Raw genomic sequence first — 23943 nt, 5'->3', positions numbered from 1 at the left:
TTTCGTAAAATACGGATGTTATGAGCAGCATTCAAATTTCAAGGGAAAAACTTCAAACCAATCCTATTTTTAGAGTTTTGACTTCTACTTCCGATACTTTGGGAGTGGATGCATATGTTATCGGTGGGTTTGTTCGTGATATATTTCTTCATCGTTTATCTAAAGATATTGATGTTGTTTGCGTAGGTAACGGAATTTCTTTAGCGAAAGAAGTTGCTAAGAGTTTAGGGTCAGCCAGTCTTATTCTTTTCAAGAATTATGGTACAGCTCAATTAAAATATAGGGATATAGCAATAGAATTTGTGGGGGCAAGAAAAGAATCTTACAGTTGGGCTTTTCGTAATCCTATAGTGGAAGAAGGATCTTTGGAAGACGATATAAAGCGTAGGGACTTTACGATTAATACATTAGCAATATGTATTAATCAAAATCGTTTTGGAGAGTTGATAGACATTTTTGATGGATTGACTGATTTGGAAGAATGTTCTATTAGAACACCCCTTGATCCAGATATTACTTTTTCAGATGATCCTTTACGAATGTTGCGAGCAATTCGCTTTGCTTCGCAATTAGGTTTTTTTATAGAATCAAAGACTTTTGAATCTATAGGAAATAATTGTAACAGGATAAATATTGTTTCAAGAGAACGCATAGTGGATGAATTGAACAAAATTATTCTTTCTCCTCGCCCTTCGGTGGGTTTTGAACTTTTGGAGAAAACTGGTTTATTACGTCTCATTCTTCCCGAGCTTACAGCTCTCAAAGGGATAGAGACTAGAGAAGGTATTGGTCATAAGGATAATTTTAATCATACTTTAGCTGTTGTTGATAACCTTGCTAAAGTGAGTAATAAGTTATGGTTACGTTGGGCAGCTTTGCTCCATGATATTGGTAAACCCCTTGTTAAACGATTTAATTATAGATGCGGGTGGACTTTTCATGGGCATGAGTGTAAAGGAGCAGAAATGTTGAAAAAAATTTTTAGGCGTATGCGAATGCCAATCAATAATAATCTTCAATACGTGGAAAAGCTAGTTTTTCTACATATGCGTCCTATTGTATTGTCAGATAACGAGGTAACGGACTCGGCTATTCGTCGTTTGTTATTTGAAGCAAGCGATGACATTGATGATTTGATGATGCTTTGTGAAGCTGATATTACTTCTAAAAACTTGGGAAAGGTAAAACAATTTCTTTATAACTTCAAGCTGGTACGAAATAAGTTGAAGAGTATAGAGGAAAAGGATAGGGTGAGAAATTTTCAACCTCCAATAGATGGAGTGGAGATTATGAAAATGTTTTCTTTGCCTGCAAGTAAAAAAATAGGAGAGTTAAAATTGGCACTCAAGGAGGCTATATTGGATGGAGAGATTCCAAATGAATATGAAGCTGCTCATAATTATTTAATCAATTTAGCAAAACAGAGAGGAATTGTAGAGGATTAACTTTTAACAATTTGTGCAGATAATTTAGGCATATTGTCATTTCGGCTGGATTAGTAGATACTTTTTTTGAAATATTGTGTGAATTTAAAGTCAAAAAAATTAGATGGTTTTTTTCTGATCAACTAATCATTTTTTTTACAAAAACCTATTATCGCTAATTGTTTGTGATGAAAAATTTGAATGAAAATTATTCCATAATATTGTTCTACATAAGTTAGAATTATCTATTGATTTTATATAATAATTTTTTCAATGAAGAAGATTTCAGATTATTCGTTATTATTTAAAATAAATTCTCCAGAAGATTTACGGAAATTAGCAATAGAGCAAGTTGAGCAAGTATGTAAGGAATTGAGAGAATATATTATTGAAGTTTTGTCAGAAAATCCAGGTCATTTAGGTTCTAATTTAGGGACAGTGGAATTGACAGTCGCTCTGCATTATGTATTTAATACTCCGTATGATAGAATTGTATGGGATGTAGGACATCAAGCATATGGTCACAAGATACTGACAGAAAGGCGGGAATCGTTTCATACACTTCGTAAGTTAGGAGGAATAAGCGGTTTCCCTAATCCTCAAGAAAGTGAATATGATGCTTTTATTGCAGGTCATGCTTCCAATTCTATTTCTGCTGCATTAGGAATGGCTATTGCTTCTTGGTTGAAGGGAGAAAATAGGAAGATAGTAGCAATTATTGGAGACGGGTCCATAACTGGAGGGTTGGCGTTTGAGGGATTAAATAATGTTTCTTCTAACCCAAATGATTTATTGATAGTTCTGAATGATAACAATATGGCTATAGACCGTTCGGTAGGGGGACTAAGCCAGTCGCTTATTAAAATTACTACTTCGTATACCTATAATACCATTCGTTTCAAATTATATAATTTTCTTAAAAAATATAGTATTATCAAAGAGAGAGAAAGGGGGTTCATTCTTCGTTTTACCAATAGTTTGAAAGCACTTTTGACGAAACAACATAATATTTTTGAAGGACTTAACATTCGCTACTTTGGTCCAATAGATGGTCACAATATTAAGGAGTTAGTTAAGGTTTTTGAAGATATTAAAAGTATGAAAGGTCCTAAATTATTGCATGTTTGCACTGTAAAAGGAAAAGGATTTGGGCCAGCGGAAAACAAAGCAGATGTATGGCATGCACCGGGTAAATTTAATCCTGAAACGGGAGAACGCATTAAGGTTTGGTCAGAAAATCTCCCATCTTTATATCAAGATGTATTTGGGCATACTTTGGTTGAGTTAGCTCGAATGAATAATAATATTGTAGGAGTTACGCCTGCTATGTCTAGTGGGTGCTCTATGACCTTTTTGATGAAGGAGATGCCACATAGGACTTTTGATGTAGGTATTGCAGAAGGACATGCTATTACTTTTGCAGCAGGATTGGCAAAAGAAGGTATGATTCCTTTCTGTAATGTTTATTCGTCTTTTATGCAGCGGGCTTATGATAATATTATTCACGATGCAGTTTTACAAAATCTGAATATGATACTTTGTTTGGATAGAGCCGGATTGGTAGGTGAAGATGGGGTTACGCATCATGGAGTATTAGATTTAGCCTATTTGCGTTGTATTCCAAATATTACAATTACGGCTCCATTGAATGAAAAAGATCTGCGAAATCTAATGTTTACAGCTATACAACCTAATGCTAAGGGGGTATTTGTTATTCGTTATCCGAAAGGATATGGAGAATTGAAGAATTGGGAATATTCATTTGAAGCATTACCTGTTGGAAAGGGACGTAAACTTAAAGAAGGGAAAGAAATTGCCGTTGTAAGTATTGGTACTATCGGAAATTTGGCAAGGAAGGCTATCCGTTTAGTTGAAAAATTAGGCATTAGTGTAGCTCATTACGATATGATTTATTTAAAGCCGATTGATGAGGAATTATTGCATGAGATAGGTAAGAATTATCGGTGTGTAGTTGTTATTGAAGATGGGACTATTAAGGGGGGGCTGGGAACAGCTGTTATTGAATTTATGGTTCAAAATGGATATGATCCAAAAATTAAACAAATAGGTGTTCCTGATGAATTTATTCCACATGGTACTATTGCTGAATTATATAAACTATGTGGCATGGATATCAAAAGTATTGTTAAATGTTTAATTGAAGAAAAGTAATATTAAGTAGATTTTTCCATTCATCCGATCTCCCCCTCTGTCCTGAACAGGGAACATCTACTCGCCTTTGCTATATTTCATTTGTGTGAAATTAAAAATAAATATTGGGAGTATCAGATAGAAAAAGTTTTATGATTATGAAAAATTAAATGAATCAGCGTCTTTCCATATAGGAAATTTGTTTCGAAAATCTTGCAATTTTTCCTTATAAATAGTAGTTGTGAGAGCTGATTCTTGATCTTTTCCTGCTTCTAAAATTATTTCTCCTTTAAAATTTAAAAGCATGGAGCCGCCTTGGTAAGAAATATTATTTCCATCGTGTCCAATTCGGTTTACCCCACAGGTGTAGCATAGATTCTCAATGGACCTGGCCTTCAATAGGATTTCCCATGAATTACTTCGAGTTTTAGGCCAATTAGCTACACAGAGTAAAAGGTCGTATTCGTTATTTTTGTTCCGGGTCCAAACGGGAAAACGCAAATCATAACAGATGATTAATCGAATATTCCAGTTTTTATAAGGAATAATGTTATAATTTTCCCCTGGATTAAAAAGATGAATTTCTTCACTCATTCTAAAGAGATGCCTTTTATCTGAAAAATGAATTTTTCCTTCTGGAGTAGCAAAAAATCCTCTGTTGAACAAATTACCATCTTTGTCTTTTGCTAAAAAGCTGCTAGAAATAGCTAGATCAAATACTCTTGACCAAGAGAGAATGGTTTGCATAATTTTATCTGTGTTAGTTTCTGGTAGATGTTTTGCACTTACAGAAAATCCTGTAGCAAACATTTCTGGCAGAACGACTAAATCGGATTTACCTTTTAATTGAGAAATAAAAGACTGATAATTTTTTATATTTTTTTCTTTGTCTTCCCAAATAATTTCCAACTGGATAATACTGATACGAAGACCATTCACATTCATAGGAGTAAAAATATCACAATTCGGGTTAATTATAGGAATTTAAGCTGTTTTGTTTTTTAAGTAGAATTCATATCTTTAATTTTTTTATAAAAAAATAGTTTTATATGGCGTTTCATGAGATGTTGGCTCCTGATTATATTTTCGAGTCTTCGTGGGAAGTTTGTAACAAGGTAGGAGGGATCTACACTGTTTTGTCGACACGAGTGCGGACTCTACTGAACCTTTTTAAAAAAGATAAGATTTTTTTTATTGGCCCTTTTTTACATAAAAAAGAAAGTAATATTGAATTTATTGAAAGTGAAACAATATTAGATTCATGGAGAAAGTATGCTAACGAGCAGGAAGGGTTAAAGGTACGTGTGGGTTATTGGAATATTCCTGGCAAACCAATTACTATTTTAGTTGATTTTTTGCCTTTCTACGAAGAAAAAGATATCATCTATTTTCAAATGTGGGAAAAATATCATATTGATTCCACTGTTGCTTATGGAGATTACGATGATTCTTGTATGTTTGCCTATGCTACTAGTAAAGTGATAGAAAGCCTTTATCATTTTTTGCAATTACAGGGTAAAAAAGTAATTGCTCATTTGAATGAATGGATGCTTGGAATGGCAGTGCTTTATATTCATAAATATCTTCCGACTGTTGCAACGCTTTTTACTACTCATGCGACTTCTATTGGTCGTTCTATTTGTGCTAACAACAAACCTTTGTATGGCCAATTATCCAATTACAATGGTGATCAGATGGCTTCTGAATTGAATATAAAAGGTAAACATACTCTTGAAAAACTAGCAGCTTTTTATGCTAATTGCTTTACAACTGTAAGTGAGATTACGGGAAAGGAATGTACTCAATTGTTAGAAAAGAAACCTGATATAATTATTCCAAATGGTTTTGATTCTGATTTTGTTCCAAAAGGAAAAATGTTTGAAACAAAAAAGGTGAAGGCGCGTAGTGTACTTATCAATGTTATTCAAAAATTAATAGGGTTATCCATTCCTGAAAATGCTTTTTTGTTGGCAACTGCTGGACGATACGAATATAAAAACAAGGGAATTGATGTTTTTATTGAAACTATTTATAGGCTAAAAAAAACTTATTTTGATCGTCCAATCATTGCTTTTGTATTGGTTCCTGCATGTTTGCAGGGTGCTAGGGCGGATTTAAAGGAACGTTTAGAAAACGCTGTTTCTTCTCAATTCCCTTTGCCTCGTCCTTTTATTACACATGAGCTAGTGGGGCCTTTGTGTAATGATCCTATTTGCGAATATCTTTATTATTTGAATTTTACAAATGAGGATGATAGTCAAGTGAAAATTATTTTTGTCCCTTCATATTTGAATGGTGAAGATGGTATTTTCAATATGGTGTATTATGATTTATTAATAGGGATGGATTTAACAGTATTCCCTTCTTATTATGAACCATGGGGATATACGCCATTAGAAAGTATAGCTTTTCATATTCCAACTATCACGACCAATCTTACAGGATTTGGTATATGGGCAAAATCAAAAGGAGCAAAAAGTGATACTCTAGATTTGGGGGTTGCAGTTGTAGAGAGGACAGATGATAATTATTTTGAAACAGCTGAAGCTATTAAAAATATAATCGTGAAATATATTACGAAATATGATTCCAGTCAAATATTGAATATACAAAGAACCTCCTGTGCTCTATCGAAGAAAGCATTTTGGTCTCATTTCATCAAATATTATTTGCAAGCTTATGACGTTGCTTTAAGGAAATTGTAGTTAATAATTTAAATAGAAAAAAAATTATGAGAATCAGAGCAAATTGTGCAAATGAACCTGTGTGGAAGGAGTGTAATGCTCATTTCAAATTGCCTAATGAATTAAAAATATTGGATGAAATTGTACATAATATATGGTGGTCTTGGAACTATGAAGTAATGGAATTGTTTGCTTTTATAGATAAAGAACTCTGGAATAGGGTAGAGGGGAATCCGGTCCTATTTCTGCAAAGTCTTCCATTTTCTCGTTTGGAAGCTATTACAAAAGACTCTTCTTTGATGGAATCAATCAAAATGTTGTATAGTACGTTCGAGGATTACATGAATGAACCTTATAACAAAAATATACCGAGCATTGCTTATTTTAGTATGGAATATGGCTTGAGCCATGTGTTGAAAATTTATTCGGGAGGGTTGGGAATTTTAGCAGGTGATTATATAAAAGAAGCCAGCGATATTCGTGCTGATCTGACTGCAATAGGTTTTTTGTATCGTTATGGTTATTTCACACAGTCTCTGTCTATAGATGGACAGCAAATTGCTAATTATGAAGCACAACATTTTGATCAGCTTCCCATTAGGCAGGTAATGGATAAAAATGACCAACCACTAGTTTTGGATGTTTTTTACAATTCATTCGTTGTATATTCATATGTATGGGTAGTGAATGTGGGTCGTATTAAATTGTATTTGTTAGATACTGATCTGGAACAAAATAGTGAATGGGATCGTTGCATTACTTCTCGTTTATATGGTGGAAGTAAAGAAGACCGTCTCAAACAAGAATATCTTTTGGGTGTAGGTGGGATTATGTTATTAAATAAGCTGGGTATAAAAAAACAGTTATATCATTGTAACGAGGGACATGCTGCTTTAATTAATGCTCAGCGTTTGGTAGATTATATTCAAAACAGTAAATTGACTTTTAATCAAGCTCTAGAAGTTATAAGAGCCTCTGCTTTGTATACTTGCCATACTCCGGTACCAGCGGGGCATGACTATTTTGAAGAAAATTTATTTCGCAAGTATATGGATCATTTTCCTGACAAGTTAGGTATCAGTTGGCAAGATTTTATGGATATGGGTAGAACTAATCCTGGTAGTCAGGAAGAATTTTCTATGAGTGTTTTTGCACTGAATACTTGTCAAGAAGCTAATGGGGTTTCTAAACTACATGGAACAGTATCCAAACGTATGTTTGCTCCATTATGGAAAGGTTATTATCCGCAAGAATTACATGTGGGATATGTAACTAATGGAGTTCACATGCCTACGTGGGCTGCTTCTGAATGGCGTAGATGTTATGAGAAACATTTTGATCAGTCCTTTTATAAAGATCAGTCTAATATTAAAACTTGGGGGAAAATTTATCAGGTAGAAGATGAAGAAATATGGAATATTCGCACAACATTGAAGAAACGATTGGTGAATTATATTAAAGATTCATTCAAGGATAATTGGTTAAAAAATCAGGGTGATCCTTCTAAGGTTGTTTCTATATTAGATAGAATTGATTCAAATGCACTTTTGATTGGTTTTGGAAGGCGCTTTGCTACTTATAAACGGGCACACTTATTGTTTACCAATTTGGATAGACTTGCTAAAATTCTAAATAATCCGTACTATCCTGTTCAATTTATATTTACTGGGAAAGCACATCCTGCCGATGGGGGAGGACAGGATTTAATTAAACGTATTGTAGACATATCTCGTCGTTCTGAATTTTTAGGCAAAATCATTTTCCTTGAAAATTATGATATGCGTTTAGCTAAACGTTTGATTTCTGGAGTAGATATTTGGTTGAATACTCCTACTCGACCTTTGGAAGCATCTGGTACATCTGGACAAAAAGCAGAAATGAATGGTGTATTGAATTTTTCAGTTTTGGATGGTTGGTGGTATGAAGGTTACCGAGAAGGTGCTGGTTGGGCATTGACTGATAAGTGTACTTATGAAAACAATGAATTTCAAGATCAGTTGGATGCAGCTACTATTTATTCCTTGTTAGAAAATGAAATTATCCCACTTTATTATGCTAAAAATAGTAAGGGTTATTCTGTTGGATGGATACAGTATATAAAGAAATCCATTGCTCAAATTGCTCCTTATTATACAACTAAACGCATGTTTGATGACTATATTGAACGTTATTATAATAACCTTGCTAATCGTTCTGAAAAGTTGAAACGGGATAATTTTTCTAAAGCTAAGGAATTGGCAGCATGGAAAGAAGAAGTTGCAGATCATTGGAGTGAAATTGAAGTGGTTTCTATTAACTATGATGAAGGTATTTTTAATCAAGGAATAGAAGTTGGTAGTGCTATTTCAATGGATATGGTAATAGATAAGCACGATCTTCGTGCTGATTTAGGATTGGAAATTGTCCAATTAAGAGAGGATGGGGTAGGTGAAGAATCAATTACAATAGAAGCTGGCACTTTGGAGAAAGTTGAGGGGAGTAAATTATATTTTACGGTTAAGTTACCGGTTTCTCATCCTGGTACTATCAAGTATGGGGTTAGGATCCATCCTTTTAACAAGGATTTGCCTCATCGAATGGATTTCGCTTATGTAAAATGGGTTCACATATAGAAAGTTGTAGAAGTCTTCTCAATTTAAAACGTGAGAAGACTTTTACAAATGGAAAAATAAATTAATGCTGGGAGGGATTTCTTCCGGTTGGTGGGTGATAAAAATAAGTGATTTGTTTGGTTGTTTATTATATGCTTCTATGATTTGCAAGCATCGATGTTTATTCTCATCGTCTAGTCCATGAAAAGGTTCGTCTAAAATTAATAATTCTGGATTTTTGACCAATGCACGAGCAAAAAGTATTAATCTTTGCTCTCCAGAGGAAATTCGTAAAAAGGAGCAATTTTTCAAAAAATCAATACGAAACAAATCAAATAAATAGTCCGTAAGAATGGTTTGTTGTTCAGTGCGTCTGTGCCACAAGCCAACACTATCAAAAAATCCAGATTCTATCACTTGTCTACAAGTGATAGAATTTCTGTAATAAAGATGCATTTCTGGAGAGGTAAAACCAATTCGTTTTTTTATATCCCAGATACTTTCGCCTGTACCGCGTTTGCGATCGAATAATATCAGTTTTTTATTATATGAAGCAGGATTATCTGCACAGATGTAACTAATTAAAGTCGATTTTCCAGAACCGTTAACACCTAAAAGAGCCCATTTTTCATTTCGTTTTATTTCCCAGTTGATATTTTGTAAAATGGTTTTCTTTTTATAGACTATATCTATGTTTTCCATTTTTACTATCACTTTTGAGTTATTGAAAATGGATGGAGGGAATAAATGCCAATCAACAGATAGAATTTCTTTATTTTTTATTTTTTGTGGTTTCCATTTACTTGTTTTAAAAGTAGAGGCTGAGCTTTTATTTATTTCCAAAATATGAGATGTAAGCGAAGGGATATCGTTACAAGATGGTGTCAAAAATATTAGTTGAATACCTTTTTTATATAAAAGGTAAAAAATTTCATTTAGTTGTCGACGTCCATTAATATCTAAACCAACGAAAGGATTATCAAAAATAATCATACTAGGATGTTCAAGTAAGACTCCTGCAATCAAGAGTTTCCAAAGTTCACCACTTGACAAATGAATAAGTTTGTTAGACATTAATTTTTCAATATCAAAGATCTGTTTTATTTGTTCGAAACAGAATAAATCAGTAACCAAAGGAGAATGGTCTGTTTCTGTATGATTGAAACGTTGTTGGTAGTAAGATTTACAAAAATCGGCAAGTGAGTATACTGATTGGACGCTGATTATTTTGATTGCCTTCTCTGGTTTTTCTGAAAAACAATAGGTGATTTCTCCTCCAGCAAGGCTATATTTGCCAGCTGCAATTTTTGCTAGTAATGTTTTTCCACTTCCATTTTTTCCAATGATGGACCATGTTTCTCCCTTATTAATTTTCCAAAAAAGAGATCTCAAAAAAGGTAGTTTGTTGTGAATACATGGTACTACTTTCCGTAGGGTGAGAAAATGTTTTTTGGAAATAGAATGATTATTCCTACCATAACTTTGATAGTTGTCCAATTTGATATTTATTTTTGGTTCAATATAATTCTTCCTTTGTTGGCAAAGGAAACAAATGTACTTGATTTTCAATCCTCTGTCAATCCATTGTTGTTCATAAAAAGTTCGAATAGAAAGCACTTTGTTTGTTAGGCAATTTTGGTACAAATCGTCTGTTTGAAACAATATTTGGAAATTATTAGCTCTAATTATTTCGCAGGTATAATTGAACAAGAAATAACTATCCGTTTTCAAATGAATGATTCCATTATTTCTTAAAATATTACTATAATTTTGTATAAAACGAGCAGATATAAGTCTTTTGTTTGTTTTTTTGGGTTGTGGATCGGGGAAAGTAAGCCATATTTCCGATACTTCATTTTGTGTAAAAAAATGGTTGATAAGTTCTATACGAGTACGCAAAAATGCCACATTATCTAAATTTTCCACTAATGTTTGTTTAGCTCCTGAGTAGATTCTTGCTCCTTTAATATCTATTCCAATAAAGTTTTTTTTTGGAAACATTTTTGCTAAACTAACTGTGTATTCACCTTTCCCACATCCAAGTTCAAGAACAATTGGATAGTTGTTTTGAAAAAACTTTTCACACCATTTCCCTTTCATTTCAAAGCTTTTTTTTTGTAGAGTGATGTAAGGATATTGAAAAACATGCGAAAATTTTTCTATTTCTTTAAATTTTTGTAGTTTGTTTTTTCTCATAGTTGTTTACATGGTTTTTTGTAGATTTCTATCATATGAAAAATTAAATTGGATAGTTGATATGTTGTTGATTTCATTGGAAATACTAATTGAATAAACGATATGTGTGGGAATTCTAATAAGCAAATAAAAACTCCAAACAGTATAAAAAACTACTTTTATCTTTTGCTTTCCTGATACTCGTAGTAGTTAGCTTGGGAAGAAGTGGAATGGGGTGTGATTCTTTCATTTAAGAGTTCGATTGGAATTATATATAAAAATCACTTGTAATGATTTTTATATATGAAAATCAAGTATAGTTGAATCATCTGATTTATAAATAAAAACATAGTAAAACTTAAAAAACAAGAAAACATACCCCCTTACGTTTTGTAGCCAGCAAATGAGAAGATGTCTCTCGCAAAATAGCCATTGTCTCTAAAAGAATTCCTTGGCAATCAAAAATACACCGAAGGATGGAAGTCATTCAATGTGTCAGTTTACAAAAAAAATAAAAATTCAATTTGCAATTGAAGTATAAAATGCTCTGTGAATCCTTCTTACTATTTATTGTTAATGTAAGAGATAGTTTTTAAACTCAGTGAAATCTTTTTCTAATTCAATACTTTGTTTTTTACCCCTCATGAAGGTTTGTAATGCATCAGGAACATTTATATCAATTCCTAGTATATCATCTACAATGTTTTTAAATTTGGCTGGATGTGCAGTTTCTAAAAAAACACCACTTTTGTCGATCTTGAGAGATTCATCTTCTATTAAAGCTTGATAAGCAATAGCTCCGTGTGGATCAAGTATATAGTTATATGTACCATACACATGTTGCATTGTTTTGGCAACACGTGTATCATTGTAACTATGTCCAGAAATTTGTTTAGTAATAGCTTGATAAGGGCTAGAATAGATGCTAAATAAATCTGTAATACGTTCAAAATTACTTGGATTTCCTACATCCATGGCATTAGCATAGGTACTAACAGATGGTTTTGGAATAAATACACCTGTTTTTAGATAGTTGGAAAATACATTATTTTTATTATTAGCGGCAATGAAATGTTCAATAGGTAGCCCCATTTTATGGGCTACTAGCCCGGCACAAAGGTTCCCTAAATTTCCACAAGGAACACTAACTACTAGTTTCTTTGCTTTATTTATTTTGTCTAATTGAGCATAAGCATAAAAATAATAAAAAGATTGGGGAAGAAAGCGTGCTATATTGATAGAATTCGCAGATGTTAAACATTTCTTTGAGTTTAGTTCTTTATCCATAAAAGCACTTTTTACAAGTGTTTGGCAGTCATCAAAAGTCCCGTTTATTTCTAATGCAAAAATATTTTCCCCTAGTGTAGTAAATTGATATTCTTGTATATCACTTACTTTTTTTTTAGGATAGAGGATATATACGTTAATACCTTTTACACCAAAAAATCCGTTTGCTACGGCGCTCCCTGTATCTCCCGATGTAGCAACTAATACATTTATATCTTTTATTCCTTTTTTTTTGATAAAGTATTTGAGTAAACGTGCCATGAACCTGGCACCTACATCTTTGAATGCTAGTGTAGGTCCATGAAAAAGCTCAAGGCTATATATATTGTCATGTAGATTTATGAGAGGTATATCGAATTGAAGTGTTTCATTTACAATGTTGTTCAAAACGTCAGCTTCTATGCTATCGCCGAAAAAAGACTGTGCTATTATATTCCCTATTTGTTGGAGGTTCATATTTTTCATACTGCTTATTATATGACTATCTAACGCAGTAATATTTTCTGGCATATATAATCCTTTGTCTTCTGCTAATCCTTTTATTACTGCTTGCTGCAGTGAAGCAAGAGGAGCTTGTTTATTCGTGCTATAATATTTCATCTTCATGTATTATAATTTTTATTATACGCTTTATAATATTGGTTTAATTTGTCTGTCACCTGTAGTAGGTACAGGAAGCTTTGTGTAATCACGAAAATTATTTCATGCTTTAAATAATTCTTTGATAAAAGAATTACCTTCTAATATACCAAAGGCACCATTTTCTACAGAAAATTCATCGAACTTTTCGACAGAATCCGGTTGATTCCCACGTTTATAGATAAGAAAAGGAACAGGTTTATTGGTATGAGTGCGAATAGCACAAGGGGTTGGATGGTCAGGAAGGATACCGATAGCTGTTAAATTGTCATATTGTTGCAATGTTTCATAAATTGGGCGTACAATGCGATTATCTATGTCCTCTATCGTTTTTACTTTTAACATAACGTTACCTTCATGTCCTGCTTCATCGCTAGCTTCTACATGAAGGTAAACAAAGTCGTTTGTTTTAAGTGCTTCTATAGCAGCCTTGGCTTTCCCTTCGTAATTGGTGTTATAAAGTCCTGTAGCACCTTTAACAAAAATATTTTTTAATCCGGAATAAATTCCAATACCGTGAATTAGATCTACAGCTGATATCACAGCACCTTTTTTAAATCCATACATTTCTTGCATTGTTTTCATTACCGGTCTGTACCCTGGCGACCATGGCCAAATACTATTAGCAGGATCTTTACTTACAATTTCCCGTTGTTGATTTATTGGGTGATTTTTTAGTAATTTTTGCGAATGAAGTATCATATTGTTAATCAAAGTGGCAGTTTCTTCAGCTTCCGGTACCATTGCTTCTACCATCAATGAATGAAAAGGGTGTAATGGCACATCGTGAGGAGGAGTGCATTTCAAGTATTTATTCCCACCTTTAATTAGTAGAAGATGGCGGTATGAAACACCTGTATAAAATTTTATTTGTTTTGAGCCTAATTTTTTATTCAGAAAACGGATTAGAATATCTGCCTCTTTAGTATCAATGTGTCCACTCGAATGATTTTTTATTAGATTATTATCTATACATATTAAGTTACACCGCATTGCTAGTTCATTAGGTTGCAATGTAATGCTCATACTAGCAGCCTCTAGTACACCTCGTCCTTCATATATTTGTGATAAATTGTATCCAAGTATAGAAAGATTGGCTATTTCACTTCCAGGATGGAAACCCTTAGGTATTGTTTGTAATCTTCCTGTAATGCCTTGTTTTGCCATTTTATCCATATAAGGTGTATGAGCATATTGCAGTGGTGTTTTCCCTCCCAATATATCTATAGGTTCGTCTGCCATTCCATCTCCTATTATAATAATACTTTTCATTATTTACAATAATATACTTTTTTAGTTTTTTGTTACGATACGAATTACTTTGTTGATGTAAGGTGTAAGTGAAATAGCTATTTTAGTTGGTTGTAAAATGAAGTATTAATAGTTTTTTATTTTTTAATAGTGTTTGGCAAAGCTTTCAACGTATGTTTGCTATGGAGATAATATCTGCAAATATTCCTGCAGCAGTTACATCATCACCTGCACCATAACCTTTAATAATCATTGGGTAGTCATTGTATCTTTTGGTGGAAATCATGATAATGTTATTACTTCCTTCTAATTCATAAAAAGGGTGATGATTATCTACTTTTTGTAGTCCAATTTCGCATTTGCCTTTTTCCATTTTTGCAACTAATCGAATGCGTTTTTTTTCAGATGCTACTTGTTGTCTCATGGTTTCAAATTCTGCATCTAATTCTTTAATATTTTTCCAGAAATCATCCAATGAACTTTCAAAGTATTTTTTAGGGATAAATAAATTGGTTCGGACATCTTCTTGTTCTACCTTGTAGCCAGCTTCTCGTGTAAGAATAACGAGTTTGCGGATCACATCACTACCACTTAAATCTATACGAGGATCTGGTTCAGAATAATGAGCTTCTTCTGCCATACGGATGGCTTTACTGAATGGAATTTCTGCACTCAAAGTATTGAAGATAAAATTAAGAGTTCCAGATAAGACGGCTTCCATTCGCAGAATGCGATCACCACTATTTATCAAATTGTTTATTGTATTGATTATTGGCAATCCAGCTCCTACATTTGTTTCGAATAGGAATTTTATATCTCGTTGACGAGCTGTTTCTTTCAAATTTAAATAGTCATTGTATTTGGATGACGTTGCGATCTTGTTTGCAGCAACTACTGAAATATTATTTTTTAATAAGGATGCATAGAGTCCTGCAATATCTTTGCTAGCGGTGCAATCTACGAACACAGAATTAAATATATTCAATTTTAGGATTTCTTTGCGCAAGTGGTTAGGGGAGTTATCTTCTCCATTTTCTTTTAATTCTGATATACAGGTATCAAGATTAAGTCCTTCTTTACAGAACAAACATTTTTTGGAATTAGCAATGCCTACTACGCGTAGATTCAAACTGTTTTGTTCCATTAAGGTTATCTGTTGAATACGAATCTGTTCTAACAGTTTTCCACCTACTGTTCCTACACCTATGATAAAAAGATTTAATACTTTATATTCGGACAGGAAGAAAGAATCGTGAATGGAATTAAGAGCTTTGCGTAAAAATTGTAATTTGATAACAAAAGAAATATTAGTTTCAGAAGCACCTTGGGCACAAGCAATTACACTGATACCTGCACGTCCTAATGTTCCAAATAGCTTGCCTGCAATGCCTGGTGTTCGTTTCATGTTTTCGCCAACGATTGCGACAGTAGCCAATTCTTTTTCAGCTTTTATGTCGCTTATTTCTCCTTGTTCAAGTTCCAATGCAAACTCCTCTTTTAATGCTTTCACGGCAAGGTCAGCATCTGCATTGCGAACGGCGAAAGAAGTATTATTCTCTGAGCTTGCTTGAGATATCATAAATACACTGATATCATTATCAGCTAATGTTTTGAATATCCTGTAGTTAATGCCAATAATACCTATCATTCCCAAGCCTTGCACGGTAACCAAACAAGTATCATCTATTGATGATATCCCTTTTATCAAAGATTTACCACTTACAGTTGAATTTTGTTCGTTGGAAATGTAAGTTCCTGATGTATTTGGATTAAAAGTATTAAGAATTCGAATTGGAATGTTTTTGTGATATACAGGATAAATTGTAGGAGGATAAATCAGTTTAGCTCCGTAGTTACATAATTCTATTGCTTCATTGAATGTAAGGTGTTCTATTACATAGGTAGAACTAATTGCCTTTGGATCAGCAGTCATAAATCCATCTACATCTGTCCATATCTCTAAAACAGAAGCATCGAGGGCAGCAGTCAAGATAGAAGCTGTGTAGTCCGAACCTCCACGGCCTAAATTGGTTACTTCATTAGTTTCTTTATCGGAAGAGATAAAGCCGGGTACTAACGATATTTTTGGTAATGGAACAAAAGTATTTTTGATTAACCAATTAGTTAATTCGAAATCTACAATATGTTTGTTGAAATGTTTTTCTGTTTTAATGAATTTGCGTGAATCAAATAGTTTAGCTTCTTTTATTACATATGATAAAATTAGAGAAGATATACGTTCTCCATAACTCACAATTGCGTCAGAAGTTTTAATTGATAAATCTTTGATAAGATATACTCCTTTGAGTATGTTAAGTAGTTCATTTAGTAAATGAACTACTTTGTTCTGTACTTCTACCGCACAGAGTTGAGAACAAGAAATTACTCCTTCGATAAGATTCAGATGTCGAGCGGTTATTTTGGATAGTTCTTCTTCGTATTCATTGTCGCCTACTGAAGCCATATTAGCAGTGGTTATTAATTGGTCTGTAATTCCTCCTAATGCAGATAAAACTACTATAACAGGTTCGTCTATTGATTCTATTATTTTCTTTACGTTTAAAATATTCTGCTCACAACTTATAGATGTTCCTCCAAACTTCAATACTTTCATAATTGCTTGTTTTTCAATTGATTAACAGTGTAAATTGTGATTATTTCTCCTTGTTGACCAACTTTTCACCGGTTAGTGAATACTGCTTATTTTGGGTTATTTGGGTTATAGTAAAAAATCAATTGCCCCAACAGGGTATCTTACAAAAGTAGATATTGTTTCGGAACATACAATTAATAAATTTTCAAAAAAAGGTGTTATTTTTAAGCGTTTTTTGATATGAATTGTATGGGAGTTGTTAAGCCATATTTGGATAGTAGATAGTAGTTCAACTGAAGCTAGCTGTGATGAAACTGGATGAAGTTGTCTTACCATGATTGTTTTTTTCTGGAGTTGTTATTTTCTTGTCCTCTGCAGCATCTATTTTAGCAAAAACATTGAAAGGGTTTTATTTTGCTGCCAAGTAAAGATAAAAACGTGTACACTTAAAGAAAGAGTTTAAACAAAATAGAAGATGAACCTCACCTAACAATTTTGAAAAATTCAGTAAATATTGAAATTATGGTACAGTATAATTTTGATGAAAAAATAGAGCGTAAGGGGACAGGTGCATTAAAGACGGATGCACTACAGGAGCGTTTTGGAAAGACAGATCTGATTTCACTTTGGGTTGCCGATATGGATTTCAGATGTGGAGATTTTATTATTGATGCACTTATAGATTGTTGTAAGCAAGGAATTTTCGGATACACTATCTTCCCAGAAAAATATTTTTTATCTGTAAAAGATTGGATATTGGAACATCATCATTGGTTAATTGAGAGAGAATGGTTTTCTTTCATACCCGGAGTAATGAAGGGAATTGCCTTTGCAATAATTAATTTTACTAATCCAAAAGATAAAGTTATTATACAACCACCAGTGTATTACCCATTTCGTTTAGTTACGCAAATGCACAATCGGCAGGTAGTTAATAATCCCTTGATAGAGGAGGATGGGAAATACCGCATGGATTTAGATGGTTTGCGAAAGATAATTGATAAAAATTGTCGCTTATTGATATTATCTAATCCTCATAATCCGATAGGAATTTCATGGAAGCAAGAAATTTTAGAAGAATTGGCAGAAATTTGTTTCGAGAAAAACATTCTTGTAATCTCCGATGAGATACATTCTGATATGGCGATATTTGGACATAGACATACACCTTTTGCTCTGGTTTCCAAACATGCAGAACAAAATAGTATTACATTTATGGCTCCAACTAAAACTTTTAATCTCGCTGGAATAGTAAGTTCGTACGCCATTGTACTAAACAAAGAAGTTCGAAATATTTTTTACTCTTTTCTTCGTGCTTGTGGGTTAGATGAAGGAACTATTTTTTCTTATTCAGCAACTCAGGCTGCTTATGTCAATGGTTCGGAATGGAAAAGGCAAATGCTTCAGTATATAGAAAATAATATAAGAATTGTTGATTCCTTTTTGAAAAAGTATATTCCTATTGTAAAAATGTTTATGCCTGAAGCATCTTTTTTGGTTTGGCTAGATTGTCGGGAATTAAGATTAAGTCAGAAAGAATTAAATAATTTATTCATAGAGAAAGCTAATTTGGCCTTAAATGATGGAGAGGTATTTGGAAAGGAAGGAATTGGATTCATGCGAATGAATGTAGGATGTCCGCAAAGTATTTTGATTGAGGCTCTTAATAATTTAAAAAATGCATTGAAGAGTGGTTAATTATTGGTTATTTTTGGTATATATAAAATGTAGTTATTATTAGTATTTGGTGAATACTTTTGGAAATATATTCAAATTGACTTCTTTTGGAGAATCTCATGGCACTGCTATTGGAGGGGTAATAGATGGATGTCCCGCTGGCATTGTATTAGATATGGAGTTTGTTCAAGGTGAATTAGATAAACGTAGGCCAGGGCAATCCGAACTAACTACTTCGCGAAATGAATCAGATAAAGTTGAGTTTTTATCTGGCATATATGAAGGAAAAACAATTGGAACACCTATTGGTTTTATTGTTTGGAACAATAATCAACATTCTTCGGACTATGATAGTTTGAAAAATGTTTTTCGACCTTCTCATGCCGATTATACTTATTTTCAAAAATATAGACATTATGATCATAGAGGAGGAGGACGTTCATCTGCTCGGGAGACAATAGCAAGGGTTGTTGCAGGAGCTATTGCTAAGTTAATTCTTCAAAAAAAAGGAATAAAAATTACAGCCTACGTTTCACAGGTAGGTGATATTTGCTTGAGTAAATCTTATATACAAGTTGATTTTAGTAATATTGAAAAAACAGCGGTTCGTTGCCCTGATTTGGAAATTGCTAAACAAATGATAGCATTGATCCAAAGTGTTAGATTGAGAGGCGATACTGTCGGAGGAGTGATTACATGTATTTGTCACGGAGTTCCTGTAGGATTAGGAAATCCTGTTTTTGGAAAATTGAGTGCTGCTCTTTCCAATGCCATGATGAGTATTAACGCTACCAAAGGATTTGATTACGGGATGGGTTTTAATGGAATTCATAGAAAAGGCTCAGAGGCGAATGACCTTTATTATCGGAATAAGGATGGAAAAATTGTCACTAAAAGCAATTATTCTGGAGGAATACAGGGAGGTATTTCTAGTGGAGAGGATATTTATTTTCGTGTAGCTTTTAAACCAGTTGCAACCTTGTTGCAAGGACAACTCACAGTAGATAAAGATGGGAATGAAATTCAATTGGAAGTTAAAGGGAGACATGACCCATGTGTTTTACCAAGAGCGGTACCTATTGTAGAATCTATGGCGGCTATGACTATTCTCGACTATTATTTATATAATTATTAAAATAAATTTAAGTTTATGAGAAAAAACATTGTAGTGGGGAACTGGAAAATGAATAAGACTTTGCAAGAAGGAGTTTTTTTAGCAAAGGAACTAGAATTAGCTTTAAAAGAGAGAAAAGTAAATTGTGACGTAATTATCTGTGTACCTTTTACTCATCTTGTTGCCATCTTCGAAACGATTAATACGAAAATTGTAAAATTGGGAGCACAAAATAATGCAGATAGAGTTTCTGGTGCTTATACGGGAGAAGTTTCTGCCGCTATGATAGCATCTATTGGTGTTCAATATGTTATCTTGGGGCATTCCGAACGACGTGCTTATTATGGAGAAACTAATATTATTTTGAAAGAAAAAGTGAAGATGGCATTGGAAAATAATCTTATCCCTATTTTTTGTATAGGTGAAGTATTAAAAGAAAGAGTAGCTGGTAAACAGAATATTGTAGTGAGGAAGCAGATAGAAGAAAGCTTATTTGATTTTTCAGCTGAAGATTTCAGAAAAATCATTTTAGCTTACGAACCAGTATGGGCAATTGGTACAGGAAGGACAGCTACTCCGGTTCAAGTGCAAGAAATGCATATTTTCATTCGTCAAATATTGATTGATAATTATGGGCAAGCTATTGCAAATGAAACATCAATTCTTTACGGGGGAAGTTGTAATGCTGGTAATGCTAAAGAATTGTTTATTAATCCGGATGTGGATGGCGGATTAATTGGAGGGGCATCTCTCAAAGTAGATACATTTTTGTCAATTATCGAAGCATTTTGAGCTATATCCACCCACCCCATTATGAATAGAGTTGTTTTCTTATTTCTACTTTTGGTATTTATGATCGACTATTTGCAATCTCGAAACTCTATTATAGATGATTTGCAAACCAATCTTGATTCTTCTGGAGGAGTTATTTGTATTAGAGCAGATTCAGCTGTTATGAATTTAGTTGGTACTACTCCTAGTGGCTATTCCAGATTTCGTATCCAAGTATTTATGAGTAATGATCCATGTAAAGCACGAGTGGAAGCGTCTTCTAAACAGGCATTAATAAAGAATGTTTTCCCTAGTTTACCTACTTATTTAGTTTATAAATCTCCGAACTGGAAACTATTAGTAGGTAATTTTGCAGATAGAGATAAAGCAGATTCGTTTAAGAAACGATTGCAAAAAGAATTTCCAAAATTTGGGAAAGAAATGTGTGTTATTATTGTTAATGATAGTTAAACTGTATACGTAATAACTTTTATATATAATAAGTTACATATAAACTAATAAAGGATTAATTTAATTGATAGGAACAAGTAGAAGATAAAAATCACTAATCACTACTCATTTGTTTTTATTTGTACTCGGAGAAAATTTTGAACCTAGGGCGATATTTCAAGCGAATTGGTCCTGTGCTATTATGACTTTGATTTCAACAATTGTTTTCGATCATCTGAATGGCAGCGATTGAGTAATTATAACCGGCAGAGGTGAGATTTCCTGTTACAGTAGTAACAGGAAAAATCAGGCTAGACAAAAGTGAAGCTATTTATCTTATTCGCATTTTTAAAATAGCAAAGAGTAACACAAATATAATGGAAGACCCAATAATCGCGCTCTCCGATATAGGAGGAATTGATGGTATTGATAAATTAAGGGCTGTAATATTGTTTAATGTTTAATCCTTGTATACAGTTTAATAAAATATTATTGTAATATTTTATTAAAGTAATACTTCAATAATACATGAAACGGACTGCTGAAGAATTGAGAAAGGAAGAGAAATTAGCTTTTCACTATACTCAGATATTAAAATTATTAGGGGAAGACCCTAAACGTCAAGGACTATTGAATACTCCAAAACGAGTAGTTGAATCAATAATGTATTTAACTAAAGGATATGCTCAAAGTGCTGAAGAAATACTTTCTTCAGCTATTTTTGTTGAAGATTATAGGCAAATGGTCATTGTTAGAAATATTGATTTTTTTTCGTTATGTGAGCATCATTTGCTTCCTTTTTTTGGGAAGGCTCATGTGGCTTATATCCCTAATAATGTGGTAAGTGGTTTAAGTAAAATTCCACGTGTAGTAGATGTCTATGCTAGACGATTGCAAATTCAAGAGCGAATGACTACGCAGATTAAAAGCTGTATTCAGGAAATTCTTAATCCTTTAGGTGTAATGGTGGTAATTGAGGCCCAACATATGTGTATACAAATGCGTGGAGTGGAAAAACAAAATTCAATTACAACTACTTCCGATTTTACAGGAGTTTTCAATCAAGCAAAGACAAGAGAAGAGTTTATAAAACTCATCAAAAATTAGTGATTTTTATTGCCTTATCTTCCATCTAGTAAAACCCTATTACAAGGCTTTATAAATGTTAGTCTTTGAGTCTTCAAATTGTAAATAATTTTGTTTTGATGATTGGGTAAAATTTCTCAAGAATTTGTCAAATAATTTTTTAGTTTGTATTTTGGTAACCATTAACTATAATGAAAATTGATCAAAAATTAGAAAATGAAATTTTGAAAATAGCAGTAGATTATTAGTTCGAATATTTTGTGGCATTAAAATTATTTGATTTAACAAGTAAGCAAAAATATTGATGGAAAGTAAAGAACAATTGCAAATTGCAGCTTTAAAAGATGGAACTGTAATAGATCATATTCCTTCTGAACAGCTATTTAAAGTAGTATCTCTTTTGAAAATAGATAGATTAAAAGCAGCAGTAACTATTGGATACGGTCTAAATAGTGAAAAGATGGGGACAAAAGGGATTTTGAAGATAGCTGATAAATTTTTTGAAGAAGATGAAATCAATAGAATTGCGTTGGTCGCTCCTTGTGTGAAATTAAGTATTATACACAATTATGAGGTTGTAGAGAAAAAATTAATACATCTTCCAGATGAACTTAAAGGCTTAACTAAATGCAATAATCCTAATTGTATTACGAATAATGAACCTATGGAAACGTGTTTTGAAGTTATAGATAAAGATGGGATAATTATTCAATGTTATTATTGTGAAATGAGAATTAGAAAGGAGGAGATTATAATGTGTTGATGTTAATAACATGGTATAAAAATGTTATTATTATAGTTTGTGAGAGGAAGGATATAAGTAGGAAAAAATTGAAAAAATCGTAGATATATCATATAACTTATATATAAGTTTGGTAGGTTTTAGGAAAATCCTTGTGATTTGGCATTACTTTACTTAAAAGTAAATAAACCAGTTAATCTTTTTTGACTTAAGATTACTAAATATAAATACTTAATTTTAGAAATTCTTAGAAAGAAGTAGGGGAAGTAGGGTACTCTCTTAGGAGAGTTTCTCACTTCTTTCAATCCTTGCTTAGGATTGATTGTTTGGGACAATACTTGGTTGATAAATGTATTGTTTCGATTATTTCAAACAGATTTATAATTGTTTTTTCAAAACTTTATCCATACTTCTTTTATCATCTCTTTCTCTAAGAGATTGTCGTTTGTCATAAATCTTTTTCCCTCTAGCGATAGTAATGCATAATTTTGCTAATCCTTTTTCGTTAATGAAAAGTTTGGTAGGAATAATAGTGAAGCCTGTTTTTTTAGTAAACTGCTCAATTCTTTTCAATTCTCCCCGGATTAATAATAGTTTTCTATCTTTTCTCATTTCATGATTATTGTATGTACCGTAGAAATATTCGGCAATATACATGTTGCGTATCCATAATGCATTTTTAATTATTAAACAATAACTATCCACTAAACTGGCTTTCCCAAGACGAATAGATTTAATTTCTGTTCCGGTAAGAATGATTCCTGCTATAAAAGTTTCAATAAATTCATAATTAAATGAAGCTTTTTTGTTTTTGATAACTATATTTTTTGAAAAAATCATTCTTTTACAATTAAATTTTCATTCCCGGTATTAACCAATTAATTAAGCAGTGAATTAAAATGGGAGTAAATATTATTGGAACACTTGCAAAAAAAGCGAATTTAATTAATTGATCTTCTTGTATGCTTAGAAATTCATTTGCTCCAGTCCAAAGAATATAAATTGTGTAAAGAACAAAAAATTTCAAAGGGGGAAAATTAGGGAATAAAGATTCGAAAATAGCTACGGCAAATAACATAGAAGATGCATATGCAGTAAATTGTTTAGCCAATGATTTGTTTTTTTCTAATCCGAAATATGGGAATAAATGCTCTGACATTACAAACGATGTTATGTAAAATTCACCTCCATAGGTTAATGTTTCTTTAAGAATTAGTTTTAGTATCAACTGTATATCTAAATTTTTTTTTATCATCCACGTACTAATAAAAGATGTGAGAGTTATTAGACAGATAATTAAGAATAAAT

Annotated in this window: 19 protein-coding genes and 1 pseudogene; 11 read left to right on the top strand and 9 right to left on the bottom strand. The window is 32.6% G+C overall.

Translation table 11 applies throughout. The annotated features are described in order from the left end of the window. Positions 1-20: 20 nt before the first annotated feature. Positions 21-1445, top strand: a complete 1425-nt coding sequence (locus CFPG_RS03815) for a CCA tRNA nucleotidyltransferase (RefSeq protein WP_012573688.1) — start codon at positions 21-23, stop codon at positions 1443-1445. A 252-nt stretch (positions 1446-1697) separates the two neighbouring features. Then, on the top strand, positions 1698-3596 hold the full coding sequence (gene dxs / locus CFPG_RS03810) for a 1-deoxy-D-xylulose-5-phosphate synthase (protein ID WP_012573687.1): 1899 nt from the start codon (positions 1698-1700) through the stop codon (positions 3594-3596). 135 nt (positions 3597-3731) lie between these two features. Here dxs and CFPG_RS03805 read toward each other — a convergent pair whose 3' ends face one another. Continuing rightward, complete coding sequence (locus CFPG_RS03805) at positions 3732-4520, bottom strand: amidohydrolase (protein WP_012573686.1); 789 nt, start codon at positions 4518-4520, stop codon at positions 3732-3734. Positions 4521-4624: 104 nt separating this feature from the next. Between CFPG_RS03805 and CFPG_RS03800 the strand changes: the two genes are divergently transcribed. Beyond that, on the top strand, positions 4625-6280 hold the full coding sequence (locus CFPG_RS03800; protein WP_012573685.1) for a glycogen/starch synthase: 1656 nt from the start codon (positions 4625-4627) through the stop codon (positions 6278-6280). A gap of 26 nt (positions 6281-6306) precedes the next feature. Continuing rightward, entirely contained in the window at positions 6307-8871 is a 2565-nt protein-coding gene (gene glgP / locus CFPG_RS03795) for an alpha-glucan family phosphorylase (RefSeq protein ID WP_012573684.1), read from the top strand. 42 nt (positions 8872-8913) lie between these two features. Here the strand turns inward: glgP and CFPG_RS05550 are convergent, their stop codons facing one another. The 6 genes and pseudogenes from CFPG_RS05550 to CFPG_RS05540 all read right to left on the bottom strand — a co-directional run bounded on the left by CFPG_RS05550 (position 8914) and on the right by CFPG_RS05540 (position 17131). Then, positions 8914-10242: an ATP-binding cassette domain-containing protein gene (locus CFPG_RS05550; protein ID WP_265348065.1), complete on the bottom strand. Its 1329-nt coding sequence runs from the start codon at positions 10240-10242 to the stop codon at positions 8914-8916. A 66-nt stretch (positions 10243-10308) separates the two neighbouring features. Next, positions 10309-11046, bottom strand: a pseudogene (gene trmB, locus CFPG_RS05545) (tRNA (guanosine(46)-N7)-methyltransferase TrmB); the annotation flags it as partial. Positions 11047-11598: 552 nt separating this feature from the next. After that, the gene (thrC, locus tag CFPG_RS03780; RefSeq protein WP_012573682.1) at positions 11599-12912 is read right to left on the bottom strand and encodes a threonine synthase; all 1314 of its coding nucleotides are present in this window, start codon (positions 12910-12912) and stop codon (positions 11599-11601) included. A 102-nt stretch (positions 12913-13014) separates the two neighbouring features. Next, on the bottom strand, positions 13015-14223 hold the full coding sequence (locus CFPG_RS03775; protein ID WP_012573681.1) for a cofactor-independent phosphoglycerate mutase: 1209 nt from the start codon (positions 14221-14223) through the stop codon (positions 13015-13017). A 145-nt stretch (positions 14224-14368) separates the two neighbouring features. Next, positions 14369-16816 (bottom strand): bifunctional aspartate kinase/homoserine dehydrogenase I, encoded by a 2448-nt coding sequence (thrA, locus tag CFPG_RS03770; protein WP_012573680.1) that lies wholly within the window; start codon positions 16814-16816, stop codon positions 14369-14371. 105 nt (positions 16817-16921) lie between these two features. Next, on the bottom strand, positions 16922-17131 hold the full coding sequence (locus tag CFPG_RS05540; RefSeq protein ID WP_265347975.1) for a hypothetical protein: 210 nt from the start codon (positions 17129-17131) through the stop codon (positions 16922-16924). Positions 17132-17317: 186 nt separating this feature from the next. Here CFPG_RS05540 and CFPG_RS03765 point away from each other — a divergent pair, with 186 nt between their 5' ends. The 7 genes from CFPG_RS03765 to pyrI all read left to right on the top strand — a co-directional run bounded on the left by CFPG_RS03765 (position 17318) and on the right by pyrI (position 22656). Then, positions 17318-18493 carry a MalY/PatB family protein gene (locus tag CFPG_RS03765; protein WP_012573679.1) on the top strand — a complete coding sequence of 392 codons (1176 nt, stop codon included), beginning with the start codon at positions 17318-17320 and terminating at the stop codon, positions 18491-18493. Positions 18494-18542: 49 nt separating this feature from the next. Beyond that, positions 18543-19607, top strand: a complete 1065-nt coding sequence (aroC, locus tag CFPG_RS03760) for a chorismate synthase (protein WP_012573678.1) — start codon at positions 18543-18545, stop codon at positions 19605-19607. Positions 19608-19622: 15 nt separating this feature from the next. Beyond that, a complete protein-coding gene (gene tpiA / locus CFPG_RS03755) occupies positions 19623-20378 on the top strand; it encodes a triose-phosphate isomerase (protein ID WP_012573677.1) in 756 nt (251 codons plus the stop codon). 21 nt (positions 20379-20399) lie between these two features. Next, positions 20400-20828 carry an SPOR domain-containing protein gene (locus tag CFPG_RS05175; protein ID WP_012573676.1) on the top strand — a complete coding sequence of 143 codons (429 nt, stop codon included), beginning with the start codon at positions 20400-20402 and terminating at the stop codon, positions 20826-20828. Positions 20829-21079: 251 nt separating this feature from the next. Next, a complete protein-coding gene (locus tag CFPG_RS03745; protein ID WP_041572427.1) occupies positions 21080-21271 on the top strand; it encodes a hypothetical protein in 192 nt (63 codons plus the stop codon). Positions 21272-21335: 64 nt separating this feature from the next. After that, entirely contained in the window at positions 21336-21914 is a 579-nt protein-coding gene (folE, locus tag CFPG_RS03740; RefSeq protein ID WP_012573675.1) for a GTP cyclohydrolase I FolE, read from the top strand. 283 nt (positions 21915-22197) lie between these two features. Further along, positions 22198-22656, top strand: coding sequence for an aspartate carbamoyltransferase regulatory subunit (pyrI, locus tag CFPG_RS03735; RefSeq protein ID WP_012573674.1), 459 nt, complete (start codon positions 22198-22200; stop codon positions 22654-22656). A gap of 357 nt (positions 22657-23013) precedes the next feature. Here the strand turns inward: pyrI and smpB are convergent, their stop codons facing one another. Both smpB and CFPG_RS05535 read right to left on the bottom strand, forming a co-directional pair. Next, positions 23014-23475 carry an SsrA-binding protein SmpB gene (smpB, locus tag CFPG_RS03730; protein WP_012573673.1) on the bottom strand — a complete coding sequence of 154 codons (462 nt, stop codon included), beginning with the start codon at positions 23473-23475 and terminating at the stop codon, positions 23014-23016. 10 nt (positions 23476-23485) lie between these two features. Next, positions 23486-23863 (bottom strand): hypothetical protein, encoded by a 378-nt coding sequence (locus tag CFPG_RS05535; protein WP_265347974.1) that lies wholly within the window; start codon positions 23861-23863, stop codon positions 23486-23488. Between the last annotated feature and the right edge of the window lie 80 nt (positions 23864-23943).

This window comes from Candidatus Azobacteroides pseudotrichonymphae genomovar. CFP2, from assembly GCF_000010645.1.
Taxonomy (GTDB): domain Bacteria; phylum Bacteroidota; class Bacteroidia; order Bacteroidales; family Azobacteroidaceae; genus Azobacteroides; species Azobacteroides pseudotrichonymphae.
This window is presented reverse-complemented; position numbering and strand designations above follow the sequence as displayed.

What these genes read in the sequence shown, in the direction of transcription:
- CFPG_RS03815 (WP_012573688.1), top strand. Translation starts at nt 21, where the DNA reads ATGAGCAGCATTCAAATTTCAAGGGAAAAACTTCAAACCAATCCTATT.
- dxs (WP_012573687.1), top strand. Translation starts at nt 1,698, where the DNA reads ATGAAGAAGATTTCAGATTATTCGTTATTATTTAAAATAAATTCTCCA.
- CFPG_RS03805 (WP_012573686.1), bottom strand. Translation starts at nt 4,520, where the DNA reads ATGAATGTGAATGGTCTTCGTATCAGTATTATCCAGTTGGAAATTATT.
- CFPG_RS03800 (WP_012573685.1), top strand. Translation starts at nt 4,625, where the DNA reads ATGGCGTTTCATGAGATGTTGGCTCCTGATTATATTTTCGAGTCTTCG.
- glgP (WP_012573684.1), top strand. Translation starts at nt 6,307, where the DNA reads ATGAGAATCAGAGCAAATTGTGCAAATGAACCTGTGTGGAAGGAGTGT.
- thrC (WP_012573682.1), bottom strand. Translation starts at nt 12,912, where the DNA reads ATGAAATATTATAGCACGAATAAACAAGCTCCTCTTGCTTCACTGCAG.
- CFPG_RS03775 (WP_012573681.1), bottom strand. Translation starts at nt 14,223, where the DNA reads ATGAAAAGTATTATTATAATAGGAGATGGAATGGCAGACGAACCTATA.
- thrA (WP_012573680.1), bottom strand. Translation starts at nt 16,816, where the DNA reads ATGAAAGTATTGAAGTTTGGAGGAACATCTATAAGTTGTGAGCAGAAT.
- CFPG_RS05540 (WP_265347975.1), bottom strand. Translation starts at nt 17,131, where the DNA reads ATGGTAAGACAACTTCATCCAGTTTCATCACAGCTAGCTTCAGTTGAA.
- CFPG_RS03765 (WP_012573679.1), top strand. Translation starts at nt 17,318, where the DNA reads ATGGTACAGTATAATTTTGATGAAAAAATAGAGCGTAAGGGGACAGGT.
- tpiA (WP_012573677.1), top strand. Translation starts at nt 19,623, where the DNA reads ATGAGAAAAAACATTGTAGTGGGGAACTGGAAAATGAATAAGACTTTG.
- CFPG_RS05175 (WP_012573676.1), top strand. Translation starts at nt 20,400, where the DNA reads ATGAATAGAGTTGTTTTCTTATTTCTACTTTTGGTATTTATGATCGAC.
- folE (WP_012573675.1), top strand. Translation starts at nt 21,336, where the DNA reads ATGAAACGGACTGCTGAAGAATTGAGAAAGGAAGAGAAATTAGCTTTT.
- pyrI (WP_012573674.1), top strand. Translation starts at nt 22,198, where the DNA reads ATGGAAAGTAAAGAACAATTGCAAATTGCAGCTTTAAAAGATGGAACT.
- smpB (WP_012573673.1), bottom strand. Translation starts at nt 23,475, where the DNA reads ATGATTTTTTCAAAAAATATAGTTATCAAAAACAAAAAAGCTTCATTT.